Raw genomic sequence first — 22,418 nt, 5'->3', positions numbered from 1 at the left:
CGCGAGCCGACCGTCACGACCATGTCGCTTTCCCGCTAGTGAAGTGGGAGCACCCGTGCCATCGTGGAACCCATGCACGAAGATTTCGACCGCTGTTACCGGGCAGTCCAGTCCAAGGACGCACGGTTTGACGGCTGGTTTGTCACCGCCGTGCTCACCACCGGTATCTATTGCCGCCCCAGCTGCCCGGTGCGCCCACCTTTTGCCCGGAACATGCGGTTCTATCCGACTGCCGCGGCCGCCCAGGCAGCCGGGTTCCGGGCCTGCAAACGGTGCCGCCCCGACGCCTCCCCCGGTTCCCCGGAATGGAACGTGCGTGGCGACATCGTGGCGCGATGCATGCGGCTCATCGCCGACGGAACCGTGGACCGCGAAGGGGTGACGGGACTGGCCGGCCGCGTCGGCTACACGACCCGGCAGTTGCAACGCATCATGCAGGCCGAACTGGGCGCCAATCCCCTGGCGCTGGCCCGGGCGCAGCGCACCCAGACGGCTCGTGTTCTGATCGAAACCACCGGGCTGCCGTTCGCGGACGTCGCGTTCGCCGCCGGATTCGCCAGCATCCGGCAGTTCAACGACACCGTGCGCGCGGTGTGCGATCTGACGCCGACCCAGCTCCGCCTACGGGCCCGGAGCCGATTCTCCACCGAGGTTTCCGCCGCTCCCGGCGTCCTTTCGCTACGGCTGCCGGTACGGACGCCGTTCTCCTACGAAGGGCTGTTCGGCCATTTGGCCGCCAGTGCGGTCCCCGGGCTGGAAGAGGTGCGCGACGGGCAGTTCCGGCGCACCCTGCGGCTACCGCACGGCCACGGTGTGGTCGGTCTGACACCGGCACCCGACCATGTCCGCTGTCAGCTGACCCTCGACGACTTCCGTGACCTGTCGGCCGCCATCGCGCGGTGCCGGCGGTTGCTGGACCTCGACGCCGATCCCGAGGCGGTCGTGGACGCACTCCAGGCCGATTCGGCGCTGACCGCGGTGGTGGCCAAGGCGCCGGGCCAACGGATCCCCCGCACCGTCGACGAGGCCGAACTCGCACTCCGGGTGGTGATCGGCCAGCAGGTGTCGATCAAGGCCGCTCGCACCCACGTGGGTCGCCTCGTCGCCCGTTACGGAACGCCGATCGCGGACGAGGCAGGTGGACTGACTCATGTGTTTCCCAGCATCTCCGACCTCGCCGGTCTGGATCCCGCCGATCTGGCGATGCCGGCATCCCGCAAGCGCACCGTGACCGCCGTGGTGCAGGCAATCGCCGACGGCCACCTGTTCCTCGATCCCGGATGCGACTGGGACCGCGCCCGCGAGCAGCTGCTGGATCTTCCCGGTGTCGGCCCATGGACGACTGAGGTGATCGCCATGCGCGGCCTCGGCGACCCGGATGCCTTCCCCGCCACCGATCTCGGCGTACGCGCGGCTGCCGGGCACCTCGGACTCCCCGCAGACGGGCTGGTGGAACACAGCGCCAGATGGCGCCCATGGCGCGCGTACGCGACACAACACCTGTGGACCACCCTGGACCATGCGGTGAACGAATGGCCCCCGCACGATCGACAGGAGAAGTCATGACGACCCTGCATTACCGCACGATGGACAGCCCCGTCGGCCTCCTCACGTTGGCAGGCCGCGATGGGCGGTTGATGCATCTGCGGATGGTCGATCAAACGTATGAGCCGAGCCGCGAAGGCTGGGAGCGCGCCGACACCGCCTTCGCCGACGTTGTCGAACAACTGACGGCCTACTTCGCCGGCGAACGTACTGAATTCGACCTCAGGCTCGACATGGTGGGCACCCAGTTCCAGCGCCGCGTGTGGGACGCCCTGCAGACCATCCCGTACGGCGAGACATGCACATACGGTGACATCGCCCGGCGGATCGGCTCACCGGCCGCTTCGAGAGCGGTCGGCCTGGCCAATGGACACAATCCGATCGGCATCATCGTGCCGTGCCACCGCGTGATCGGTGCGAATGGCAGCCTCACCGGATACGGAGGCGGACTGGACCGCAAACGGGCTTTATTGGAATTGGAGAAAAGCCGCACAACGCCGGCTCTCTTCAATTGAATTGGGGGTGTTTTCAATTCTGATTCCGAATTGAAAACACCCCTACCTACACAAATGCCCGAGCCCTCCAATGGGTATTGGAGGGCTCGGGTCTTAATTTGTGTTCGGCGGTGACCTACTTTTCCACCCGACAGGGTAGTATCATCGGCGCTGGCAGGCTTAGCTTCCGGGTTCGGGATGGGACCGGGCGTTTCCCTGCCGCTATGGACCGCCGTAACTCTATTCACTCGTTGTTGAGTGTACATCTTGTGTTTTGGTGGTGGGGTGCGTGTAGCACTCCCGACACAAGTGTGGGTGTGTTTGTGGTGTGGTTGCGTAGCAGATGTGCGTCTTACTTGAAACTCATCAAACATTGGTTGTTTGTTGGTTGTTGTAAGTTTTCGGCCGGTTAGTGCCAGTTCCCTTCACCCATTGCTGGGCTTCCAGGTCTGACCTATCAATCCCGTGGTCTGCGGGGGGCCTTATCCCTCTAAAAGGGTGAGAAGCCTGGTCTTGGAGGGGGTTTCCCGCTTAGATGCTTTCAGCGGTTATCCTGTCCGAACGTGGCTATCCAGCCGTGCTCCTGGTGGAACAACTGGTACACCAGAGGTTCGTCCGTCCCGGTCCTCTCGTACTAGGGACAGATTTCCTCAAGCTTCTGACGCGCGCGGCGGATAGAGACCGAACTGTCTCACGACGTTCTAAACCCAGCTCGCGTGCCGCTTTAATGGGCGAACAGCCCAACCCTTGGGACCTGCTCCAGCCCCAGGATGCGACGAGCCGACATCGAGGTGCCAAACCATCCCGTCGATATGGACTCTTGGGGAAGATCAGCCTGTTATCCCCGGGGTACCTTTTATCCGTTGAGCGACACCCCTTCCACTCAGAGGTGCCGGATCACTAGTCCCGACTTTCGTCCCTGCTCGACATGTATGTCTCGCAGTCAAGCTCCCTTGTGCACTTACACTCAACACCTGATTGCCGTCCAGGTTGAGGGAACCTTTGGGCGCCTCCGTTACATTTTAGGAGGCAACCGCCCCAGTTAAACTACCCACCAGGCACTGTCCCTGAACCGGATATACGGTCCGAGGTTAGAGGCCCAATACGATCAGAGTGGTATTTCAACAACGACTCCACCCACACTGGCGTGTGAATTTCACAGTCTCCCACCTATCCTACACAAACCGTATCGAGCACCAATACCAAGTTGTAGTGAAGGTCCCGGGGTCTTTTCGTCCTGCCGCGCGTAACGAGCATCTTTACTCGTAGTGCAATTTCGCCGAGTCTATGGTTGAGACAGTTGAGAAGTCGTTACGCCATTCGTGCAGGTCGGAACTTACCCGACAAGGAATTTCGCTACCTTAGGATGGTTATAGTTACCACCGCCGTTTACTGGGGCTTAAATTCTCCGCTTCACCCCGAAGGGTTAACGGGTCCTCTTAACCTTCCAGCACCGGGCAGGCGTCAGTCCGTATACATCGTCTTGCGACTTCGCACGGACCTGTGTTTTTAGTAAACAGCCACCCTCCCGCTGCCGGCCGCAAAAGCCTTGACGATATGGGGGTCCCCCTTCTCCCGAAGTTACGGGGGCATTTTGCCGAGTTCCTTAACCATAGTTCACTCGTACGCCTTAGTATTCTCTACCTGACCACCTGTGTTGGTTTGGGGTACGGGCCGTGTATGTCCTCGCTAGAGGCTTTTCTTGGCAGCATAGGATCACCGAATTCGCCTCAAACGGCTATGCATCACCTCTCAGGATATATGAAACGCGGATTTGCCTACGTTTCTCCCTACCGGCTTACCCCAGTACAACCACTGACTGGTACGGCTACCTTCCTGCGTCACCCCATCGCTTGACTACTACCCACCGGGGTCCCACGCAGCCCCGTCAACGCCTCACCCCGAAGGGATCGGTCACGACGGTTTTGGATGGTTAGCACAATGGATTCATCATGGACGCACATACACGGGTACGGGAATATCAACCCGTTGTCCATCGACTACGCCTGTCGGCCTCGCCTTAGGTCCCGACTCACCCTGGGAGGACTGGCCTGGCCCAGGAACCCTTGGTCTTTCGGCGGGCAAGGTTCTCACTTGCCTATTCGCTACTCATGCCTGCATTCTCACTCCCACACCCTCCACAGCTAGATCACTCTGCTGCTTCACCGGATGCAGGACGCCCCTACCCAACGAAACAAGTTCGTTGCCGCGGCTTCGGCGGTGTACTTGAGCCCCGCTACATTATCGGCGCACAATCACTTGACCAGTGAGCTATTACGCACTCTTTCAAGGGTGGCTGCTTCTAAGCCAACCTCCTGGTTGTCTTCGCGACTGCACATCCTTTTCCACTTAGTACACGCTTAGGGGCCTTAGCCGGCGATCTGGGCTGTTTCCCTCTCGACGCACGGAGCTTATCCCCCGCCGTCTCACTGCCACACTCTTGGACTTGTCGGCATTCGGAGTTTGGCTGACGTCAGTAACCCTGTGGGGCCCATCGGCCATCCAGTAGCTCTACCTCCAACAAGAAACATGTGACGCTGCACCTAAATGCATTTCGGGGAGAACCAGCTATCACGGAGTTTGATTGGCCTTTCACCCCTACCCACAGCTCATCCCCTCAGTCTTCAACCTAAGTGGGTTCGGGCCTCCACGCGGTCTTACCCGCGCTTCACCCTGGCCATGGGTAGATCACTCCGCTTCGGGTCCAGAACACACCACTACACCAACCCCTCTGGATTGGATACGCCCTATTCAGACTCGCTTTCGCTGCGGCTACCCCACACGGGTTAACCTCGCGACATGTCCCTGACTCGCAGGCTCATTCTTCAAAAGGCACGCCATCACCCCACCACGAAGGAGGGCTCTGACGGATTGTAAGCGCACGGTTTCAGGTACTATTTCACTCCCCTCCCAGGGGTACTTTTCACCATTCCCTCACGGTACTAATCCGCTATCGGTCACTGGGAAGTATTCAGGCTTACCGGGTGGTCCCGGCAGATTCACAGCAGATTTCACGGGCCCGCTGCTACTCGGGAACACTGTTCAAGGCAGATGTCAGGTTTTCACGTACCGGGCTCTCACCGTCTACGGCAGGTCATCCCAAACCACTTCCGTTAACCACGACATTTTCTCACTACCCTCCAGTCAGGTAGAACTGGAAAAACAGGTCCCACAACCCCGCACACACAACCCCTACCTGGTATCACATGCATACGGTTTAGCCATCCTCCGCTTTCGCTCGCCACTACTCACGGAATCACTTTTGTTTTCTCTTCCTACGGGTACTGAGATGTTTCACTTCCCCGCGTTCCCCCCTGCACCCTATGTATTCAGGTACAGGTAACACGACATCACTCGTGCTGGGTTTCCCCATTCGGACATCCTCGGATCAACGCTCGGTTGGCAGCTCCCCGAGGCATATCGCAGCCTCCAACGTCCTTCATCGGCTCCCAGTGCCAAGGCATCCACCATGCGCCCTTAAACACTTACAACACAAACACCAAAAATGAGTTTCAAAAGAAATTGCACATCAATTGCACACAAAAACAGCACCCACCCGAAGGCCGGCGCCACATTATGCGTGCTAGATGCTCGCAACCACTATCCACAAATCAAACACCACACCCCACCACCAAAGATGGAGCAACAACACGCCTCCCACCCCACACAGGGGCCAGGGAAAAACGGGCCTGTTGTCTCAAAGCCCAATAGTGTGTTCAGCAGTTTCATCACCAGCGATTTCCCACGCCGGCTCAACGTTTGTCATATGCACCCACCAGAAACCCACTACAGATCCCTGACTGAAATATCCCAACCGCACTGCTCCCACAGTCGTGGGGGCGGGGGAATCAAAATGGTGCTCCTTAGAAAGGAGGTGATCCAGCCGCACCTTCCGGTACGGCTACCTTGTTACGACTTCGTCCCAATCGCCGATCCCACCTTCGACGGCTCCCTCCCACAAGGGGTTAGGCCACCGGCTTCGGGTGTTACCGACTTTCATGACGTGACGGGCGGTGTGTACAAGGCCCGGGAACGTATTCACCGCAGCGTTGCTGATCTGCGATTACTAGCGACTCCGACTTCACGGGGTCGAGTTGCAGACCCCGATCCGAACTGAGACCGGCTTTGAAAGGATTCGCTCCACCTCACGGCATCGCAGCCCTTTGTACCGGCCATTGTAGCATGTGTGAAGCCCTGGACATAAGGGGCATGATGACTTGACGTCATCCCCACCTTCCTCCGAGTTGACCCCGGCAGTCTCTCACGAGTCCCCACCATTACGTGCTGGCAACATGAGACAAGGGTTGCGCTCGTTGCGGGACTTAACCCAACATCTCACGACACGAGCTGACGACAGCCATGCACCACCTGCACACAGGCCACAAGGGAACCGACATCTCTGCCGGCGTCCTGTGCATGTCAAACCCAGGTAAGGTTCTTCGCGTTGCATCGAATTAATCCACATGCTCCGCCGCTTGTGCGGGCCCCCGTCAATTTCTTTGAGTTTTAGCCTTGCGGCCGTACTCCCCAGGCGGGGTACTTAATGCGTTAGCTACGGCACGGATCCCAAGGAAGGAAACCCACACCTAGTACCCACCGTTTACGGCGTGGACTACCAGGGTATCTAATCCTGTTCGCTCCCCACGCTTTCGCTCCTCAGCGTCAGTTACTGCCCAGAGACCCGCCTTCGCCACCGGTGTTCCTCCTGATATCTGCGCATTCCACCGCTACACCAGGAATTCCAGTCTCCCCTGCAGTACTCTAGTCTGCCCGTATCGCCCGCACGCCCACAGTTAAGCTGTGAGTTTTCACGAACAACGCGACAAACCACCTACGAGCTCTTTACGCCCAGTAATTCCGGACAACGCTCGGACCCTACGTATTACCGCGGCTGCTGGCACGTAGTTGGCCGGTCCTTCTTCTATAGGTACCGTCACTTGCGCTTCGTCCCTATTGAAAGAGGTTTACAACCCGAAGGCCGTCATCCCTCACGCGGCGTCGCTGCATCAGGCTTGCGCCCATTGTGCAATATTCCCCACTGCTGCCTCCCGTAGGAGTCTGGGCCGTATCTCAGTCCCAGTGTGGCCGGTCACCCTCTCAGGCCGGCTACCCGTCGTCGCCTTGGTAGGCCATTACCCCACCAACAAGCTGATAGGCCGCGGGCCCATCCCACACCGCAAAAGCTTTCCACCACACACCAGGAAGTGCATGGTCATATTCGGTATTAGACCCAGTTTCCCAGGCTTATCCCAAAGTGCAGGGCAGATCACCCACGTGTTACTCACCCGTTCGCCACTCGAGTACCCCGAAGGGCCTTTCCGTTCGACTTGCATGTGTTAAGCACGCCGCCAGCGTTCGTCCTGAGCCAGAATCAAACTCTCCAAACAAAAACTTCCCATCCCAAGGACAGGCAGAATTCGAATCAGAAAAATCCGATCAAAACAAAAGACACCAACAAACTGGCATCAAAAAAACAAAACCACACCCTAAACGGGAAAAAGAGCATGGCCAAAAAACAACAAACAAAAACCACCAAACACACTATTGAGTTCTCAAACAACAGACTTTTTCTTCTTTGTCACCCTGTTTTGGGGCAACCTCACCAGCTTAATTTGAAGCTCGCCGGCAAGTCAAATTGCTTCTTTTTGGCTTATTTCATCCGGTCTGAGGCAACCTCGCCAGCTTAGTACGATCTCCGCTGGCTTGTCAAATCGCTCTGGTCCGGGGTGTTTCACCCGCTCCGCGGCGACTTCAAAAGATTAGCCCGGGCCAGCCCATAAGGTCAAATCAGCTGGTCAGCGCGATATCGAGGCTCAGGAACAGACTCGGACGTCTGACTAGGAGCCTACTCTCTCGATCTCGGCTCCGAGGCTCAAGAGGTTTTCTACGAACAACGGGTAGCCGCGATCGATGTGGAACACGTCGTGAACCTCGGTTTCGCCGTCGGCGACCAGGCCGGCGAGCACCAGGCCGGCGCCGGCCCGGATGTCCGAGGACCACACCGGAGCACTCGAAAGCTGCGGGATCCCCCGCACCACCGCATGGTGACCGTCGGTCCGTGCATCAGCTCCGAGCCGGATCATCTCCTCGACGAAACGGAACCTGGCTTCGAACACGTTCTCGGTGATCATCGAGGTGCCGTCGGCTATGGCCGCCAGTCCGATCGCCATCGGCTGCAGATCGGTCGGGAATCCGGGGAACGGCAGCGTCGCCACGTTCACCGCTTTGGGCCGCTCGTATTGGACCACCCGGAAACCGTCGTCGTTCTGGGTCACTGTCGCACCGGCGTCGTGCAACTTGTGCAGCACCAACTGCAGATGTTGCGGGTCCACGCCCGTCACCGAGATGTCTCCGCGCGTCATCGCCGCGGCTATCCCCCACGTGGCGGCCACGATCCGGTCACCGATCACCCGGTGTTGCGTGGGATAGAGCCGGTCGACCCCGGTGATCGTCAACGTCGAAGTCCCCGCACCGCTGACCTTGGCGCCCATCTGGTTGAGCATCGCGCAGATGTCGACGATGTCGGGTTCGCGCGCAGCGTTATGGATCGTGGTGACACCCTCAGCCAGTACCGCGGCCATCAGGATGTTCTCGGTCGCTCCGACTGACGGAAACTCCAGCTGGATCTCGGCCCCCCGCAGATGGTCGGCCTCGGCCACCACACAACCGTGCTCGATATTGCAGGTCGCCCCCAGCTGGCGTAACCCGGCCTGGTGCATATCCAGCGGCCGCGACCCGATCGCGTCACCGCCGGGAAGCGCGACTCTGGCCTTCTTGCAGCGTCCGACGAGTGGTCCCAGCACACACACTGAGGCGCGGAACTGGCGGACCGCCGCGAAATCGGCGTCGTACTTGAGTTCGTCGGGCGAGGTGATCCGCACGATGTCACCGTCCAGCTCGACGGTTGCGCCCAATCCCCGCAGCACCTCGGCCATCAGCGGCACATCGAGAATGTCGGGGCAGTTGGTGATCGTGCTGGTGCCCTCGGCCAGCAGTGCGGCCGCCATCAGTTTCAGCACACTGTTCTTTGCCCCACCGACAGCAACTTCGCCTGACAACCGGTTGCCTCCGGTCACCAAGAAACGCTCGCTCACGCCGGTCAGTGTAGACAGCCTCGCGTCGAGTTTCCGCCTGCTCGGACAGATCCGGTGAGCACGACTGGCTTCTCCTTCACGCCCGGTACCGTTCAGCTATGGCAGTTCATCTCACGCGTATCTACACGCGCACCGGCGACGACGGCACGACCGGGCTGAGTGACTTCAGCAGGGTTTCCAAGAATGATTCGAGGTTGGCGGCCTACGCCGACTGTGACGAAGCCAACGCTGCCATCGGCGTCGCAGTCGCCCTGGGCGAACCCGGTCAGCAAATCCTGAAGGTATTGCGGCAGATCCAGAACGACCTGTTCGACGCCGGTGCCGACCTGTCCACTCCGGTCGTGGAAAACCCCGAGCACCCGCCGCTGCGAATCTCCCAGGCCTACATCGACCGTCTGGAGACGTGGTGCGACGAGTTCAACGAGGCGCTTCCGGCGCTCAATTCGTTCATCCTGCCCGGCGGCACTTCCCTGTCCGCACTGCTCCATGTTGCCCGGACGGTGACTCGCCGAGCTGAACGGTCAGCGTGGACCGCGGTGGACCAGCACGGGGATTCGGTCAGTGTGCTGCCGGCGAAGTACCTCAACCGGCTGTCGGATCTGTTGTTCATCCTGTCGCGGGTCGCGAACCCGGATGGCGACGTCCTCTGGAAACCCGGAACGGATCAGTAACTACGACGGCGAGCTCGCGGTGATGGCCGCGACTCAAGCCAGGACGTGAACGCCGTCAGTGCGCCCCGGTCCAGGGCGATCTCATACCCCTGCCGGCGTTCGGGACTGCTGTCGCGTAGCTCGAGGATGACCGTTGCATCGGTCATGATGTCGAACTCGTCGCCCCGGGGGGTGCGGCGCGACACCACTTCCAGCCCCCGCCGGCTCAATCGCCGGTCAGGCCACCACCGCATGCTGGACAGCCGGTAGAACCCGGCTTCCCCTCCGCGATAGCGCATCACTCCATGTCGCCAGCCGCTACCGCCGTCGGCGGGAAAATCGCGAAGGATGGCAGCAGTCCCGCCGACCTGACGCAACTTCCACAGTCGGTAACTGAGGGCACCGACTGCCAGGAGCAGAACGCAGACGAGCGCGACCATGCCGATCATGGGCGCGCTCATCTGTCGTCTCTGTCGTCAGTCGATCTGGCCGACAGCGCGCAAGCGCGCCCGACCCCAGGCCGCTGTCTGCTCGTCGTCGGACTCCGCGTCCTGCTTGGCCGAGTCCGCGTCGATCTCAGATTCGAACTGCGCGTTCTCCACCAGGATCCGGACCGTCTCCTCGGTCACCGACAGGAAACCGCCGTCAACGGCGATCCGCAGATCGTCTTCGCCTTCGCGCTCGACCCGCACCATGGCGTCGTCGACCAGCTGTGCCACCAACGGGATGTGCCGCGGCAGGATGCCGATCTCGCCAGCGGTGGTCCGGGTGAAGACGAACGTAGCGGTGCCGGACCAGAGCTCACGCTCAACGGCAACGATCTCGACGTTCAAATCAGCCATTCCACACCACCTCTCTGTTTCCGAACGGCTTGGTCATCACAGCTTGGCGCCGAGGCTTTCGGCCTTCTTCGCCAGGTCGTCGAGACCACCGATGAGGAAGAACGCCTGCTCGGGCAGGTGATCGAACTCGCCCTTGGCCAGCTTGTCGAAGGCCTCGATGGTCTCCTTGAGCGGCACGGTCGAACCGGGCTGACCGGTGAACTGCTCGGCCGCCATCATGTTCTGGCTCAGGAAGCGCTCGATCTTACGGGCGCGGTACACCAGCACCTTGTCCTCTTCCGACAGCTCGTCGATACCGAGGATGGCGATGATGTCCTGAAGATCCTTGTAGCGCTGCAGGATCCGGATGACTTCCTGGGCGACACGGTAGTGCTCGTCGCCGACGACGCTCGGGTGCAGGATCGTCGAGGACGAAGCCAGCGGGTCCACGGCGGGGAAGATGCCCTTGGAGAACACCGCACGCGAAAGCTCTGTGGTGGCATCCAGGTGGGCGAACGTGGTGGCCGGCGCCGGGTCGGTGTAGTCGTCGGCGGGCACGTACACGGCCTGCATCGAGGTGATCGAGCGTCCACGGGTCGAGGTGATGCGCTCCTGCAGCTCACCCATCTCGTCGGCCAGCGTCGGCTGGTAACCCACGGCCGAAGGCATACGACCCAGCAGGGTCGACACCTCGGAACCGGCCTGGGTGAACCGGAAGATGTTGTCGATGAAGAGCAGCACGTCCTGGTTCTGCTCGTCGCGGAAGTACTCGGCCATGGTCAGGGCCGACAGGGCGACGCGCATACGGGTGCCTGGCGGCTCGTCCATCTGGCCGAACACCAACGCGGTGTCCTTGAGCACGTTGGCGTCGGCGAGCTCCACCCACAGGTCGTTGCCCTCACGGGTGCGCTCACCCACGCCGGCGAACACCGAGGTACCACCGAAGTTGCGGGCAATACGGTTGATCATCTCCTGGATCAGAACCGTCTTACCCACACCGGCGCCACCGAACAGGGCGATCTTGCCGCCACGCACGTACGGCGTGAGCAGGTCGACGACCTTCAGACCGGTCTCCAGCATCTCGGTGCGGGGCTCCAGGTCGGCGAAAGCCGGCGGCTTGCGGTGGATCGACCAGTGATCGAAGTCCTTGCCGTAGCCGGGCTCGTCGAGGCAGTCGCCGAGGGCGTTGAACACGTGGCCCTTGACGCCGTCGCCGACGGGCACCGAGATCGAGGCGCCGGTGTCGCGAACGTCGGTGCCACGCACCAGGCCGTCGGTGGGCTGCATGGAGATGCAGCGCACCAGGCTGTCGCCGAGGTGCTGGGCAACCTCAAGCGTCAGGGTCTTCGCGAGCGCACCATAGGTGATGTCGGCGTGCAGCGCGTTGAACAGCGCGGGCACGGCACCGCGCGGGAACTCAATATCCACCACCGGGCCGGTGATACGGACTACGCGGCCCGCGGTCTTTTCTGCAGTAGCAGTCATTCTCTCTTCGCTTTCCTACGAGGCTTTCGTCTTTATCCGGCTAGCGCGCGTCGGCCAGCGCGTTCGCGCCGCCCACGATCTCGCTGATTTCCTGGGTGATCTGCGCCTGACGTTCGCGGTTGGCCGCGAGCGTGAGTGCCTTGATCAGATCGTCGGCGTTGTCGGTCGCCGACTTCATCGCGCGCCGGCGCGAAGCCGACTCCGAGGCCGCTGCCTCCAGCAGCGCTGCGTACACGCGCGTGGCGATGTAGCGCGGCAGCAGCGCGTCGAACAGATCCTCGGCATTCGGCTCGAACGAATACAGCGTGTGCGGACCGGTATCCGGCTCACCGACGTACTCGACGACCAACGGTGCGATCTGATGGGCGACCGCGGTCTGCGAGAGCATCGACCGGAATTCGGTGGAGACGATGTGGAGTTCGTCGACACCCAGAATGCCGTCGGCTCCCGCATCATCGCCGTCGTCGTCAGCGCCAGACATGAACGTCTCCACCAGGGTGTCGGCGATCTCCTTGGCGTTCTCGTAGGTGGGCCGCTCGGAGAAGCCGGTCCACGACTGGGTCACCGTGCGCTGGCGGAAGCTGTAGTAGCCCAAGGCTTTCCGGCCGACGACGTAGAGCACCGGGTTCTTGCCCTGTTCCCGCAGCAGCGAGAACAGTTCTTCGGCCCGGCGCAGCACGTTGGCGTTGTAGCCGCCGCAGAGACCGCGGTCCGAGGACACCACCAGCACACCGGCCCGCTTGGGGTTCTCCCGCTGCACCAACAGCGGGTGATCCAGCGCGCTGGCACCGGCAAGCTCGGTGAGCATGTTGGTGATCTCGACTGCGTAGGGCCGGGCCGCATCGACCCGGGCCTGCGCCTTGGCGATCCGCGACGTGGCGATCAGCTCCTGCGCCTTCGTGATCTTCTTGATCGACGAGGCGGAGCGGATACGCCCGCGTAGCTCGCGAAGTGTGGCTGCCATTGGTTACCTAGGCCTTCTTCGGAGCCGGCTTGCGGACCTTGACCGATTCCTTCTCCAGGTCCGCGGGGTCGAGTGCCTCAGCATCGGCCTCCTTCACGACCACGGAGCTGCCGTCGGTGGCGGCGAAGCCCTTCTTGAACTCGTTGATGACCGAGACCAGCTTCTCCTCGGTCTCCTCGGAGAGCTTCTTGGTCTCCTTGATGCCCTTGAGGATGTCGGCGTGGCTGGCCTTGACATGCTCCAGCAGCTCGTCGACGAAGCGGGTCACGTCTTCGGCCGGAACCGAATCCAGGTGGCCCTGGGTACCGAGGAAGATCGAGACGACCTGATCCTCGACTGCCAGCGGGCTGTACTGCGCCTGCTTGAGCAGCTCGACCAGGCGGACACCACGATCCAGCTGCGCCTTGGAGGCCGCGTCCAGATCCGAGGCGAAGGCCGCGAAGGCCTCCAGCTCGCGGTACTGCGACAGATCCAGACGGAGACTTCCTGCGACTTCCTTCATCGCCTTGATCTGCGCGGCGCCACCGACGCGGGACACCGACACACCGACGTTGACGGCCGGTCGCACACCCTGGTTGAACAGGTCGGACTCCAGGAAGCACTGGCCGTCGGTGATCGAGATGACGTTGGTCGGGATGAACGCCGAGATGTCGTTGGCCTTGGTCTCGATGATCGGCAGACCCGTCATCGAACCACCGCCGAGTTCATCGGACAGCTTGGCGCAACGCTCCAGCAGACGGGAGTGCAGGTAGAAGACGTCACCCGGGAATGCCTCGCGGCCCGGCGGACGGCGCAGCAGCAGCGAGATGGCGCGGTAGGCGTCGGCCTGCTTGGAGAGGTCGTCGAACACGATCAGCACGTGCTTGCCGTCGTACATCCAGTGCTGGCCGATGGCCGAACCGGTGTACGGCGCCAGCCACTTGAAGCCGGCCGGGTCGGAGGCGGGGGCCGCGACGATGGTGGTGTACTCCATCGCGCCGCCCTCCTCCAGCGCCCGCTTCACGCTGGCGATGGTGGTGCCCTTCTGACCGATGGCGACGTACACGCAGCGCACCTGCTGCTTGGGGTCGCCGGTCTCCCAGGCCTCACGCTGGTTGAGGATGGTGTCGACGCAGACCGCGGTCTTGCCGGTCTTGCGGTCACCGATGATCAGCTGACGCTGGCCACGGCCGATGGGGGTCATGGCGTCGATGGCCTTGATACCGGTCTGCAGCGGCTCGGACACGCCCTGGCGCTGCACCACCGAAGGGGCCTGCAGTTCGAGTGCGCGCCGGGTCTCGGACTCGATGTCGCCCTGGCCGTCGATCGGCTGACCGAGCGGGTTGACGACACGACCGAGGAACGCGTCGCCGACCGGCACCGAGAGCACCTCGCCGGTCCGCTTGACCTGCTGGCCCTCTTCGATCTTCTCGAACTCACCCAGGATGACGGCGCCGACGTTGTGCTCGTCGAGGTTGAGCGCCACACCCAACACACCGCCCGGGAACTCGAGGAGCTCCTGGGTCATGACCGAGGGCAGGCCCTCGACGTGAGCGATACCGTCACCGGCGTCGACGACGGTGCCGATCTCTTCGCGCTCGGTGTCGGCGGAAAACGAGGATACGTAGTCCTCGATGGCACCTTCGATATCAGCAGCCGAGATTGTCAACTCTGCCATGGTTTTCGTCTTCCTACCTTGTTCTTGGGGTGGTTCGTGGGGTCTTGTCAGTCCGGCAACTGGGTCGCCGCTGCGGCCAGTCGGGACGAGATCGAGCCGTCGATCACTTCGTCACCGACGGTGATCGACAGACCACCGAGCAGTTCCGGGTCGACGTGCAACTGCACGGATACCGGGTGTCCGTAGATGCGGGTGAGCACCTCCGACAGCCGGGTCCGCTGGGCATCGGTCAGGTCGGCCGCGGCAGTCACGTGAGCGACCACTTCACCGCGACGGGCGACCGCGAGTTCGGCGAGGTCGATGACGGCCTCGTCGGCACGCTCACCGCGCAGCAGGCCCACGGTCTGGGTCAGCAGCGCCGCCGCCGTCCCGTTCCCACTCGCGTTGCTGCCGAGCACCTTGTTGAGCAGGGCAACTCGGCCGTCGGCCGGAGCGGTGTAGTCGCTGAGCAGAGCTGAGAGCTTGGGCTCGGCGTCGAGCAGGCGGCCGAACCGGAACAGCTGGTCCTCCACCTCGTCGACCTCATCGGTGGTCTCGGCACGCTTCAGCAGCGCCAGACGTGCGGTGTGTTCAATGGCGTCGACCAGGTTCGACTCGGTCGACCAGCGCTGGGAGACGGCGGTCCGCAACACGTCCAGAGCGGCGGCGCCGACCTTGTCCGACAGCACGGTGTCCAGCAGACGCACCTTGGGAGCGGCTTCGTCGGTCGGCTCGGCCAGATGCCTGGCCAGTGCCGACTCCGACAGCAGCAGCTTGGCCACCGAGGTCAGGTCGTCGGCGAGCGTGCTCAGCCCGTCGGCATCCAGACCGCTTGCAACCGAGTCGAACTTGCCGGCGACTGCCGCCAGCGACTCACGGCTGGCCGCACGCAGCTTGGCCGTCGCGGCGGTATCGATCACCACGGCCGACGGGGCCATCTGGTCCAGTTCGGCCAAGAACCTATCGACGGTGGCCGCCTGCGCGGCCGGCTCGGCGACGTGTGCCCGGACCAGTGCGTCGGCCTTGGCCACCGACTCCGATCCGAGACCGGTCCGCAGCTGACGGATGAGCTGCTGGCGCATCAGCTGAACCTGCTGGGCGCCCTGCGTCTTGATCCGCTCGGCCTCCGTGCCCGCCTGCTCGGCAAGCTGGGCGGAGATCCGCTCAGAGTCCTGCGAGGCCTCGTCGGTCACCTTGGTCGATTCGGCCTTCGCGGCGGCGAGTGCCTTGGCATGCATGTCATCGGCGTCGGCGAGCTTCTTGGCCGCCTCGGCGCTCTCGGCGAGCGCGACCCGGATGGCCTCCTGCTGCTTGGCCATCAGGCCCTTCACCGGCGGCACAACCCACTTGAAAATGATGAATGCGATGACAGCAAAGCCGATCAGCTGCCCGATAAATATCGACATCTACTGCGTCCCACCTGATTTCACGTCGATGCCCAAGATGCGGTTGGCCAGGGTCTGCGAGAGTCCGTCCACCGACGACTCCAGACCCGACCGCACGCCTGCACTCTGGGCAGCAAGCTGCTCATCGGCTGCACGCACGGTTTCGGCCACTTCGGTGTTGGCCTCGGCACGCTTGGCATCGACCACTTCGCGACCCGCTGCACGGGCCTCGTCACGGATCGCCGACGCCTCGGTACGCGCCCCGGCCATCGCCTCGTCATAGTCGGCTTGTGCCGCAGCCACCTGTTCGGCTGACTTCCGATTGTCGGCGGCGGTCTTCGCCAGCATCGCTTCGCGCGCTGCCAGCACCTTGCCGACCGGTGGCACAACCCATTTCGCGATCACAGCGAGTGTGATCAGGAAAATGATCAGCACGGCGAAGAAGGTGCCGTTGGGGACCAGGAAGTTGCTCTGGCCCCCACCGCCTTCCGCCGCTGCCTGGCTTGAAGCCAGGATCGTTGCGCTCAGTTCACCCATGCTGATGGACTACTGCAGGCCCGGGGTGGCGAAGACGAACAGCGCCATGAAGGCCAGGTTGATGAAGTACGCGGCCTCCACCAGACCGACGGTGATGAAGAACGGGGTGAAGAGCCGGCCCTGGGCCTCGGGCTGACGGGCAATGCCCGAGATCAGCGCGTTACCCGCGATACCGTCACCGATACCAGCGCCGATGGCGCCGCCGCCCATGATCAAACCGCCACCGATCAGCGCGCCGGCCGTGATGAGGGCGTTGGGGTCGAGTTCCATTCCTTTTATCCTCCTTGATAACTGGTGGCTGTGCCGCCAGAGGTTCGTGTTGTGCAGTTGTTAGGGATCTAGCCGGTCATGCTCAGTGATCGTCGTGGTCCAGCTCCATCGACTGGCTGAAGTACAGGATCGTCAGCAGCGAGAAGATGAAGGCCTGGATCAGGCCGACGAACAAATCGAAGGTCTTCCAGATCGCGTTGGGTGCCCACTGGATGTACCAGGGGAACATCGCGATCAGCGCGACCAGGATGCCGCCGGCGAAGATGTTGCCGAAAAGTCGGAGGGCCAGCGAGATCGGCTTGGCGATCTCTTCGACGATGTTGATCGGTGCCAGGAACGCGACGTGACCCTTGATCACCTTGACCGGGTGGCCGATGATGCCGCGACGCCAGATACCGGCGGTGTGGTAGGCGAGGAACACGAACAGGGCCAGCGCCAGCACGAAGTTGATGTCGGAGGCCGGCGGCTTGTACCACTCGGCGGCGGCGCCGTCCGCGCCCCCGTACTGCAGCGGCAGCACCGCCAGCCAGTTGGAGATCAGGATGAAGACGAAGATCGTCACCGCCAGCGGCAGCACGAAGGGCGCGACCTTCATCCCGATCGAGCCCTCGATCTGCTGACGCATCTGGATGGTCAACGCCTCCCAGAACAGCTGCACACCGCCCGGCACGCCGGTCGAGGTGACCTTGGCCCGCAGGACGAACGCCAGGGCGATCACGAGCACCGCGGTGACCGCGGTGGCCAGGATGGTGTCACCGTTGAACGTCATCCCGAACAGCTCGAACACCATCGTGTGGTGGCCGACGTGGATGGCAGCGCCACCCTCTTCGGCGGCGAGCACGGTCGTCGTCTGAGTCATATAGGTCAGCTCAACCCTTCGATTCCGTATCCAAGACATCCAGGCCGTTCGAGCGGATCTTCCGCAGCACGGGGATGCTGGTGCTCATCACCAGCAGAGCCTGGAAAATAGCCAGCCCGAACAGCACCGCGATGCCGCCCGAGGTTTTGAAGACAAATGCGATGGCAAGTGCGATCGCGGTGATGACCAGCAACCGCGTCGCGGAGTTCACGGCCATCTTCTTCTTGAGCGGGTGATCCTCGGCCGTGATCGATTCGACGGCGCGGCGCACCAGCAGCGCGTTGACCAAGCCGAGGCCCAGTCCGATCCCGAAGAAAACCCCGAAGAAAATGTGTCCGGCGAATCCGGCGGCCACGACGGCCAGCGCGGTCAGTGCTACGCAGACGATCAGCAGACGCAGCGGCCGGAAGGCCACCGATGGGAACACCAACGGCGCGTCCTGCGCTGGCGTCGTCACTGATTCACCCCAATCCCGCTGTCACGAAAAGCTGCACCCTCGGAGGTGCCAACGGTTGCGGTCCCCTGGCAAAACCCGGTGCGTGCCCGACGAGAATATCGGAGGGCGGCGGGCGGGCTCGATTCACCCACGGGGTAGCTCCCTTTGTCGGTCGTTGATCGGCACCTGACGGTTCGTCGAACCGATTGGGCCGGGCCGGCAACCCGCGAGGTTTTTCGGGTTCTGGCAGCAGACTAACACATGGTAGGCACCCCTAAACGAGGCCTACTACTTTTCGTCGTACTTCGCTCAGTCCTCGTCTGCGGGGCCTTCGTTCCCCCGTTGCAACAGCGGTATCAGTGTCACCACGATCGCCACCAGAATCGCTGCGACGACAACCGCTCCGGTGTAGCGCGGATCGAAGAAGATCGTCGCCGCCGCACCGAACGCGATGATGCCCACCCACAGGTAGATCAGCAGCACGGCGCGGCGGTGCGAGTGCCCGATCTGCAGCAACCGATGGTGCAGATGCATCTTGTCCGGGCTGAGCGGGCTACGGCCGGCCCGGGTGCGCCGCACGATCGCCAGCAACGTATCCAGCGCGGGCACCAGCATCACGGCGATCACCAAGAGGAACGGCGACAACAGCGCGAAGGCGTCGCGGGCGCCGTAGGCGTTCTGCGAGATCGGCCCGGCGGCCGTGGTCGAGGCCGCGCCCAACATCAGGCCGATCAGCATCGACCCGGAGTCGCCCATGAAGATCTTAGCCCGGTGGAAATTGTGCGGGAGAAAGCCCAGACAGGCACCGGCCAGCACCACCGAGATCACCGCGGGCGGATAGAACAGGACATCACCGCCGTGATCACGCAACAGACCGACCGAGAACACACAGATGGCCAGCGCCGTGATGAGCCCGAGGCCTGCGGCCAAGCCGTCGAGTCCGTCGACGAAGTTCATCGCATTGACGATCGACACCGTCAGTGCAAGCGTCAGCAGGATCGAGGACACCTGGTCGAGCACGATGGTGCCCACTCCCCCGAACGGGATGTAAAGCACGCTCCAGGCCACACCCATCGTGACCAGCACGCTGGCCGCAGTGATCTGCCCGGCGAACTTCGTCAGGGCGTCCAGACCCCAGCGGTCGTCGATCAGTCCGATGGCCATGATCAGCCCGCCGGCCACCACAACTGCGGGCATGCCGGTGGAATAGACGAAACCGCGCGTGAGTGCCGGCAGTTGTGAGGCCAGCAGCACCGCGGCGACCACCCCGATGTACATCGCCAACCCACCCATGCGCGGGGTGGGTTGCACATGCACGTCACGTTCGCGCGGATAGGCGACGGCGCCGAACCGAATGGCGAGCACGCGCACCCAACCGGTGGCGAAATACGTGATGATGGCGGCGGTCAGTCCGACCAGTGCCAGCTCACGCAGCGGAACACCGGCACCTTGGTCCGACAGGGCAAGCAGCCCGGAACTGACCGCGGGAATCACTGCGTCACCGGCCGACATCACCGATGAACCGTACTGCAGCAAGCTGAGATCACTCCGTAGGTTTCGTTGTGAGCGTGGATGTTTCCACGCCGACGACCCGGGCGATGTCTCCTGCGCTGATCGGGCCGGTCCGCAGGATGCGTGGCTGGACGCCGGTGAGATCGACGATGGTAGACGCGGCCTGTTGTTCGGCCGGCCCGCCGTCGAGATAGACCTCGACCTTGTCGCCGAGCTGCTCGTGGGCCGCGGCCGCCGTCACCGCGGCCGGCTGACCCGAGACGTTGGCACTGGACTGGGCCATCGGGCCGACTTCCCGCAGCAGCTCGATGGCCACCGGGTGCATCGGCATCCGGAGCATGACGTTGCCGTTGGCGTCCCCCAGGTCCCACTGCAGCGACGGTGCCTGCGTGACGATCAGGCTCAGGGCACCCGGCCAGAATGCCCGGATCAATTCGCGGGCGGCCGGGGGCACCGAGTAGACCAGACCGTCGATGGTGTTCCACGAGCCGACGAACACGCCGACCGGCATGTTGCGGCTACGGCCTTTGGCCGCGAGCAGACTTCCGACCGCGTCGCGATCGAAGGCGTCCGCACCGATCCCGTAGACGGTGTCGGTCGGCATCACCACCAGCCGGCCGCCTTTCACCGCGCTGATCGCCGAGGCGATGCCGGTCGCCCGCTGATCGGCATCGGCGCAATCGAAGATGGTCATGTCGGCTCCCCGGTCGGTGCGCGCATCAACTCAGCTTCTCCCAATCCGGGTCGCCGTCACAAAGCGGGGTCGTCCGGCCAGGTCGCGGCGCGCGGCGACGTCGGTGAAGTGCCCGTCGCGGATGAATGCCTCGACGGACAGCTCGGAGGTGGTGTCGTCGTGTTCGACAGCGCAGGACGCACCCTCGCGCAACCACCGGGCCGCGAGCGTGACGATGGGCCGGATCACCGACATGCCGTCTGGGCCGCCGAACAGCGCCTGTGCGGGATCATGTTCGGCCACTTCACGTTCCAGGACAGCGGACTCGGGGATGTAGGGCGGGTTGGACACCAGCAGGTCCACCCTGTCGTCGAGTTCGGGCAGCAAGCCGGGCGCGGTGACATCGGCGGCCAGTACCTCGACGCGCGTCCCCGCGGCGTTGCGTCGTGCGTATTCGAGTGCCACCGGCGAGTTCTCCACCGCCAGTACCCGCGCATCGGGCCACTGCGCGGCCAGCGCCAGCGCCAGCGCACCCGAGCCCGTGCACAGGTCGACGATCAGCGGACGATGCGAAGGACGCTGCCCTAGACCTGATTTCAAAGCCCATTCGAGCAGCGCCTCGGTCTCCGGCCTCGGGATGAACACACCGGGCCCGACCGTGAGCGTCAGGGGTCCGAACGGCGCGGTGCCGATCAGATGTTGCAGCGGAATCCGGCGGGACCGGGCGGCGACGAGTTCGTCGTAGGCCTGTTCGAACTGTTCATCGGCGTCGTCGAGGATCATCAGCCGACCGCGATCGACACCCGCCACGTGCGCGGCCAGTAGCTCGGCGTCGATACGCGGGGAAGCGACGCCGGCGGCGGCCAGGCGTGCCGTCGCGGCCGCGACCGCCTGCCGCATCCGTGTAGTACCTCGGCCGGCGGGCGGCGTCATGACTGCTGCTGGAGCCGGGCCTGTTTGTCGGCGGCGCCCAGCGCGTCGAGCAGCGCGTCCATGTCTCCGTCGAGCACCTGGTCGAGGTTGTGCGCCTTGAAGTTGATGCGGTGATCCGCGATCCGGTTCTCGGGGAAGTTGTAGGTGCGGATCCGTTCGCTGCGGTCGACCGTGCGGATCTGGCTGGCCCGGTCTGCCGATGCGTCGGCCGACGCCTGCTCCTCGGCCAGCGCCTGCAGTCGGGCGGCGAGCACCACCATGGCCCGGGCCTTGTTCTGCAGCTGCGAGCGCTCGTTCTGGCAGGTCACGACGATGTTGGTGGGCAGATGCGTGATGCGGACCGCGGAGTCGGTGGTATTAACTCCTTGGCCGCCCTTGCCCGAGGACCGGTAGACGTCGATGCGCAGGTCGGACTCGTCGATCTGCACCTGCTCGACGTCGTCTGGTTCGGGGTAGACCAGCACCCCGGCTGCCGACGTGTGCACGCGACCCTGCGATTCGGTGACGGGCACCCGCTGGACACGATGGACACCACCCTCGAACTTCATCCGCGACCACACCCCGTCGGCGGCATCACCCTTACTGGCGATGGTGATGGTGGCGTCCTTGTAGCCGCCGAGATCCGACCAGGTTTCGTCGAGCACCGTGACGGTCCAGCCGTGGCGCTCGGCGTAACGGATGTACATGCGGGCCAGGTCGGCGGCGAACAGTGCCGACTCCTCCCCACCTTCCCCGGATTTGACCTCCAGCACGATGTCATCGGCATCGTGCGGGTCACGGGGCGCGAGTTGGTCGGTCAGCTGCGCGTCGAGTTCGGCGACCTTGGCGGTCAGCTCGTCCACCTCGTCGGCGAAGCTGGCGTCGTCGGCCGCGAGTTCGCGTGCGGCTTCCAGGTCGCCGCGGGCGGCTTCGAGTTTGCGGTAGGTGCCGACGACGGGTGAGATCTGGGCAAACCGCCGGCCCACCTTGCGGGCGGCCGAGGCATCGGCGTGCAAGTTGGGATCGGCGAGCTGACGCTCCAGGTCCGCGTGCTCAGCGAGCAGCGCCTCGATTGCGCCCCCCGGCTGAGCCGGGAATCCAGCAGAAGCGGTATCCGTCACGTCAGCCTCCTCCAACTTTCTCCG

Annotated in this window: 18 protein-coding genes and 3 rRNA genes; 3 read left to right on the top strand and 18 right to left on the bottom strand. The window is 63.2% G+C overall.

Annotation, left to right across the window (positions count from 1 at the left end; translation table 11 throughout):
• The first annotated feature begins 72 nt into the window (after nucleotides 1-72).
• Entirely contained in the window at nucleotides 73-1,566 is a 1,494-nt protein-coding gene (locus G6N44_RS25345; RefSeq protein ID WP_163668805.1) for a DNA-3-methyladenine glycosylase 2 family protein, read from the top strand.
• On the top strand, nucleotides 1,563-2,060 hold the full coding sequence (locus G6N44_RS25340) for a methylated-DNA--[protein]-cysteine S-methyltransferase (RefSeq protein ID WP_163668802.1): 498 nt from the start codon (nucleotides 1,563-1,565) through the stop codon (nucleotides 2,058-2,060). The genes G6N44_RS25345 and G6N44_RS25340 overlap by 4 nt, the downstream gene beginning before the upstream one ends.
• Nucleotides 2,061-2,162: 102 nt before the next feature.
• Here the strand turns inward: G6N44_RS25340 and rrf are convergent.
• The 4 genes from rrf to murA all read right to left on the bottom strand — a co-directional run bounded on the left by rrf (nucleotide 2,163) and on the right by murA (nucleotide 9,133).
• Nucleotides 2,163-2,276: ribosomal RNA gene (gene rrf, locus G6N44_RS25335) — 5S ribosomal RNA — on the bottom strand.
• A 152-nt stretch (nucleotides 2,277-2,428) separates the two neighbouring features.
• Nucleotides 2,429-5,530: ribosomal RNA gene (locus tag G6N44_RS25330) — 23S ribosomal RNA — on the bottom strand.
• Between the two features lie 376 nt (nucleotides 5,531-5,906).
• Nucleotides 5,907-7,426 (bottom strand): 16S ribosomal RNA (locus G6N44_RS25325).
• Together the 16S, 23S and 5S rRNA genes form the textbook arrangement of a ribosomal RNA operon.
• A 450-nt stretch (nucleotides 7,427-7,876) precedes the next feature.
• The gene (murA, locus tag G6N44_RS25320) at nucleotides 7,877-9,133 is read right to left on the bottom strand and encodes a UDP-N-acetylglucosamine 1-carboxyvinyltransferase (protein WP_163668800.1); all 1,257 of its coding nucleotides are present in this window, start codon (nucleotides 9,131-9,133) and stop codon (nucleotides 7,877-7,879) included.
• 98 nt (nucleotides 9,134-9,231) lie between these two features.
• On the opposite strand from murA, the gene G6N44_RS25315 reads away from it, so the two are divergent.
• The gene (locus tag G6N44_RS25315; protein WP_163668798.1) at nucleotides 9,232-9,804 is read left to right on the top strand and encodes a cob(I)yrinic acid a,c-diamide adenosyltransferase; all 573 of its coding nucleotides are present in this window, start codon (nucleotides 9,232-9,234) and stop codon (nucleotides 9,802-9,804) included.
• On the opposite strand, the gene G6N44_RS25310 is transcribed toward G6N44_RS25315, so the two are convergent.
• The 14 genes from G6N44_RS25310 to prfA all read right to left on the bottom strand — a co-directional run bounded on the left by G6N44_RS25310 (nucleotide 9,798) and on the right by prfA (nucleotide 22,394).
• Entirely contained in the window at nucleotides 9,798-10,244 is a 447-nt protein-coding gene (locus G6N44_RS25310) for a DUF2550 domain-containing protein (RefSeq protein ID WP_163668796.1), read from the bottom strand. The genes G6N44_RS25315 and G6N44_RS25310 overlap by 7 nt on opposite strands.
• Nucleotides 10,245-10,259: 15 nt before the next feature.
• On the bottom strand, nucleotides 10,260-10,625 hold the full coding sequence (locus tag G6N44_RS25305; protein WP_163668794.1) for a F0F1 ATP synthase subunit epsilon: 366 nt from the start codon (nucleotides 10,623-10,625) through the stop codon (nucleotides 10,260-10,262).
• Nucleotides 10,626-10,661: 36 nt separating this feature from the next.
• Complete coding sequence (atpD, locus tag G6N44_RS25300) at nucleotides 10,662-12,089, bottom strand: F0F1 ATP synthase subunit beta (protein ID WP_163668792.1); 1,428 nt, start codon at nucleotides 12,087-12,089, stop codon at nucleotides 10,662-10,664.
• Between the two features lie 40 nt (nucleotides 12,090-12,129).
• Nucleotides 12,130-13,053 (bottom strand): F0F1 ATP synthase subunit gamma, encoded by a 924-nt coding sequence (locus G6N44_RS25295; protein WP_163668790.1) that lies wholly within the window; start codon nucleotides 13,051-13,053, stop codon nucleotides 12,130-12,132.
• A gap of 7 nt (nucleotides 13,054-13,060) precedes the next feature.
• Nucleotides 13,061-14,710, bottom strand: coding sequence for a F0F1 ATP synthase subunit alpha (gene atpA / locus G6N44_RS25290; RefSeq protein WP_163668788.1), 1,650 nt, complete (start codon nucleotides 14,708-14,710; stop codon nucleotides 13,061-13,063).
• A 47-nt stretch (nucleotides 14,711-14,757) separates the two neighbouring features.
• A complete protein-coding gene (locus tag G6N44_RS25285; RefSeq protein ID WP_163668786.1) occupies nucleotides 14,758-16,095 on the bottom strand; it encodes a F0F1 ATP synthase subunit B/delta in 1,338 nt (445 codons plus the stop codon).
• Nucleotides 16,096-16,611 (bottom strand): F0F1 ATP synthase subunit B, encoded by a 516-nt coding sequence (locus G6N44_RS25280; protein ID WP_163668784.1) that lies wholly within the window; start codon nucleotides 16,609-16,611, stop codon nucleotides 16,096-16,098.
• 9 nt (nucleotides 16,612-16,620) lie between these two features.
• The gene (locus tag G6N44_RS25275; protein ID WP_003888102.1) at nucleotides 16,621-16,881 is read right to left on the bottom strand and encodes a F0F1 ATP synthase subunit C; all 261 of its coding nucleotides are present in this window, start codon (nucleotides 16,879-16,881) and stop codon (nucleotides 16,621-16,623) included.
• An 82-nt stretch (nucleotides 16,882-16,963) separates the two neighbouring features.
• Nucleotides 16,964-17,740 carry a F0F1 ATP synthase subunit A gene (atpB, locus tag G6N44_RS25270; protein ID WP_163668782.1) on the bottom strand — a complete coding sequence of 259 codons (777 nt, stop codon included), beginning with the start codon at nucleotides 17,738-17,740 and terminating at the stop codon, nucleotides 16,964-16,966.
• A 10-nt stretch (nucleotides 17,741-17,750) separates the two neighbouring features.
• Entirely contained in the window at nucleotides 17,751-18,197 is a 447-nt protein-coding gene (locus tag G6N44_RS25265) for an ATP synthase subunit I (protein WP_163668780.1), read from the bottom strand.
• Between the two features lie 288 nt (nucleotides 18,198-18,485).
• Nucleotides 18,486-19,712: a glycosyltransferase family 4 protein gene (locus G6N44_RS25260; protein WP_163668778.1), complete on the bottom strand. Its 1,227-nt coding sequence runs from the start codon at nucleotides 19,710-19,712 to the stop codon at nucleotides 18,486-18,488.
• A gap of 7 nt (nucleotides 19,713-19,719) precedes the next feature.
• A complete protein-coding gene (locus G6N44_RS25255; protein WP_163668776.1) occupies nucleotides 19,720-20,382 on the bottom strand; it encodes an L-threonylcarbamoyladenylate synthase in 663 nt (220 codons plus the stop codon).
• 30 nt (nucleotides 20,383-20,412) lie between these two features.
• Nucleotides 20,413-21,294 carry a peptide chain release factor N(5)-glutamine methyltransferase gene (gene prmC / locus G6N44_RS25250; protein ID WP_163668774.1) on the bottom strand — a complete coding sequence of 294 codons (882 nt, stop codon included), beginning with the start codon at nucleotides 21,292-21,294 and terminating at the stop codon, nucleotides 20,413-20,415.
• Nucleotides 21,291-22,394, bottom strand: coding sequence for a peptide chain release factor 1 (gene prfA, locus G6N44_RS25245; RefSeq protein ID WP_163668773.1), 1,104 nt, complete (start codon nucleotides 22,392-22,394; stop codon nucleotides 21,291-21,293). Before prfA ends, prmC begins: the two co-directional genes overlap by 4 nt.
• Nucleotides 22,395-22,418 lie beyond the last annotated feature (24 nt).

This window comes from Mycolicibacterium alvei, from assembly GCF_010727325.1.
GTDB classification, from domain to species: Bacteria; Actinomycetota; Actinomycetes; order Mycobacteriales; family Mycobacteriaceae; genus Mycobacterium; species Mycobacterium alvei.
Note: the sequence above shows the minus strand (reverse complement) of the source record. Positions and strands in the feature narration are given on the sequence as shown.

What these genes read in the sequence shown, in the direction of transcription:
- G6N44_RS25275 (WP_003888102.1), bottom strand. Translation starts at nt 16,881, where the DNA reads ATGGAACTCGACCCCAACGCCCTCATCACGGCCGGCGCGCTGATCGGT.
- G6N44_RS25315 (WP_163668798.1), top strand. Translation starts at nt 9,232, where the DNA reads ATGGCAGTTCATCTCACGCGTATCTACACGCGCACCGGCGACGACGGC.
- G6N44_RS25280 (WP_163668784.1), bottom strand. Translation starts at nt 16,611, where the DNA reads ATGGGTGAACTGAGCGCAACGATCCTGGCTTCAAGCCAGGCAGCGGCG.
- atpA (WP_163668788.1), bottom strand. Translation starts at nt 14,710, where the DNA reads ATGGCAGAGTTGACAATCTCGGCTGCTGATATCGAAGGTGCCATCGAG.
- G6N44_RS25310 (WP_163668796.1), bottom strand. Translation starts at nt 10,244, where the DNA reads ATGAGCGCGCCCATGATCGGCATGGTCGCGCTCGTCTGCGTTCTGCTC.
- G6N44_RS25255 (WP_163668776.1), bottom strand. Translation starts at nt 20,382, where the DNA reads ATGACCATCTTCGATTGCGCCGATGCCGATCAGCGGGCGACCGGCATC.
- G6N44_RS25305 (WP_163668794.1), bottom strand. Translation starts at nt 10,625, where the DNA reads ATGGCTGATTTGAACGTCGAGATCGTTGCCGTTGAGCGTGAGCTCTGG.
- G6N44_RS25345 (WP_163668805.1), top strand. Translation starts at nt 73, where the DNA reads ATGCACGAAGATTTCGACCGCTGTTACCGGGCAGTCCAGTCCAAGGAC.
- atpD (WP_163668792.1), bottom strand. Translation starts at nt 12,089, where the DNA reads ATGACTGCTACTGCAGAAAAGACCGCGGGCCGCGTAGTCCGTATCACC.
- G6N44_RS25285 (WP_163668786.1), bottom strand. Translation starts at nt 16,095, where the DNA reads ATGTCGATATTTATCGGGCAGCTGATCGGCTTTGCTGTCATCGCATTC.
- G6N44_RS25295 (WP_163668790.1), bottom strand. Translation starts at nt 13,053, where the DNA reads ATGGCAGCCACACTTCGCGAGCTACGCGGGCGTATCCGCTCCGCCTCG.
- G6N44_RS25340 (WP_163668802.1), top strand. Translation starts at nt 1,563, where the DNA reads ATGACGACCCTGCATTACCGCACGATGGACAGCCCCGTCGGCCTCCTC.
- atpB (WP_163668782.1), bottom strand. Translation starts at nt 17,740, where the DNA reads ATGACTCAGACGACGACCGTGCTCGCCGCCGAAGAGGGTGGCGCTGCC.
- prmC (WP_163668774.1), bottom strand. Translation starts at nt 21,294, where the DNA reads ATGACGCCGCCCGCCGGCCGAGGTACTACACGGATGCGGCAGGCGGTC.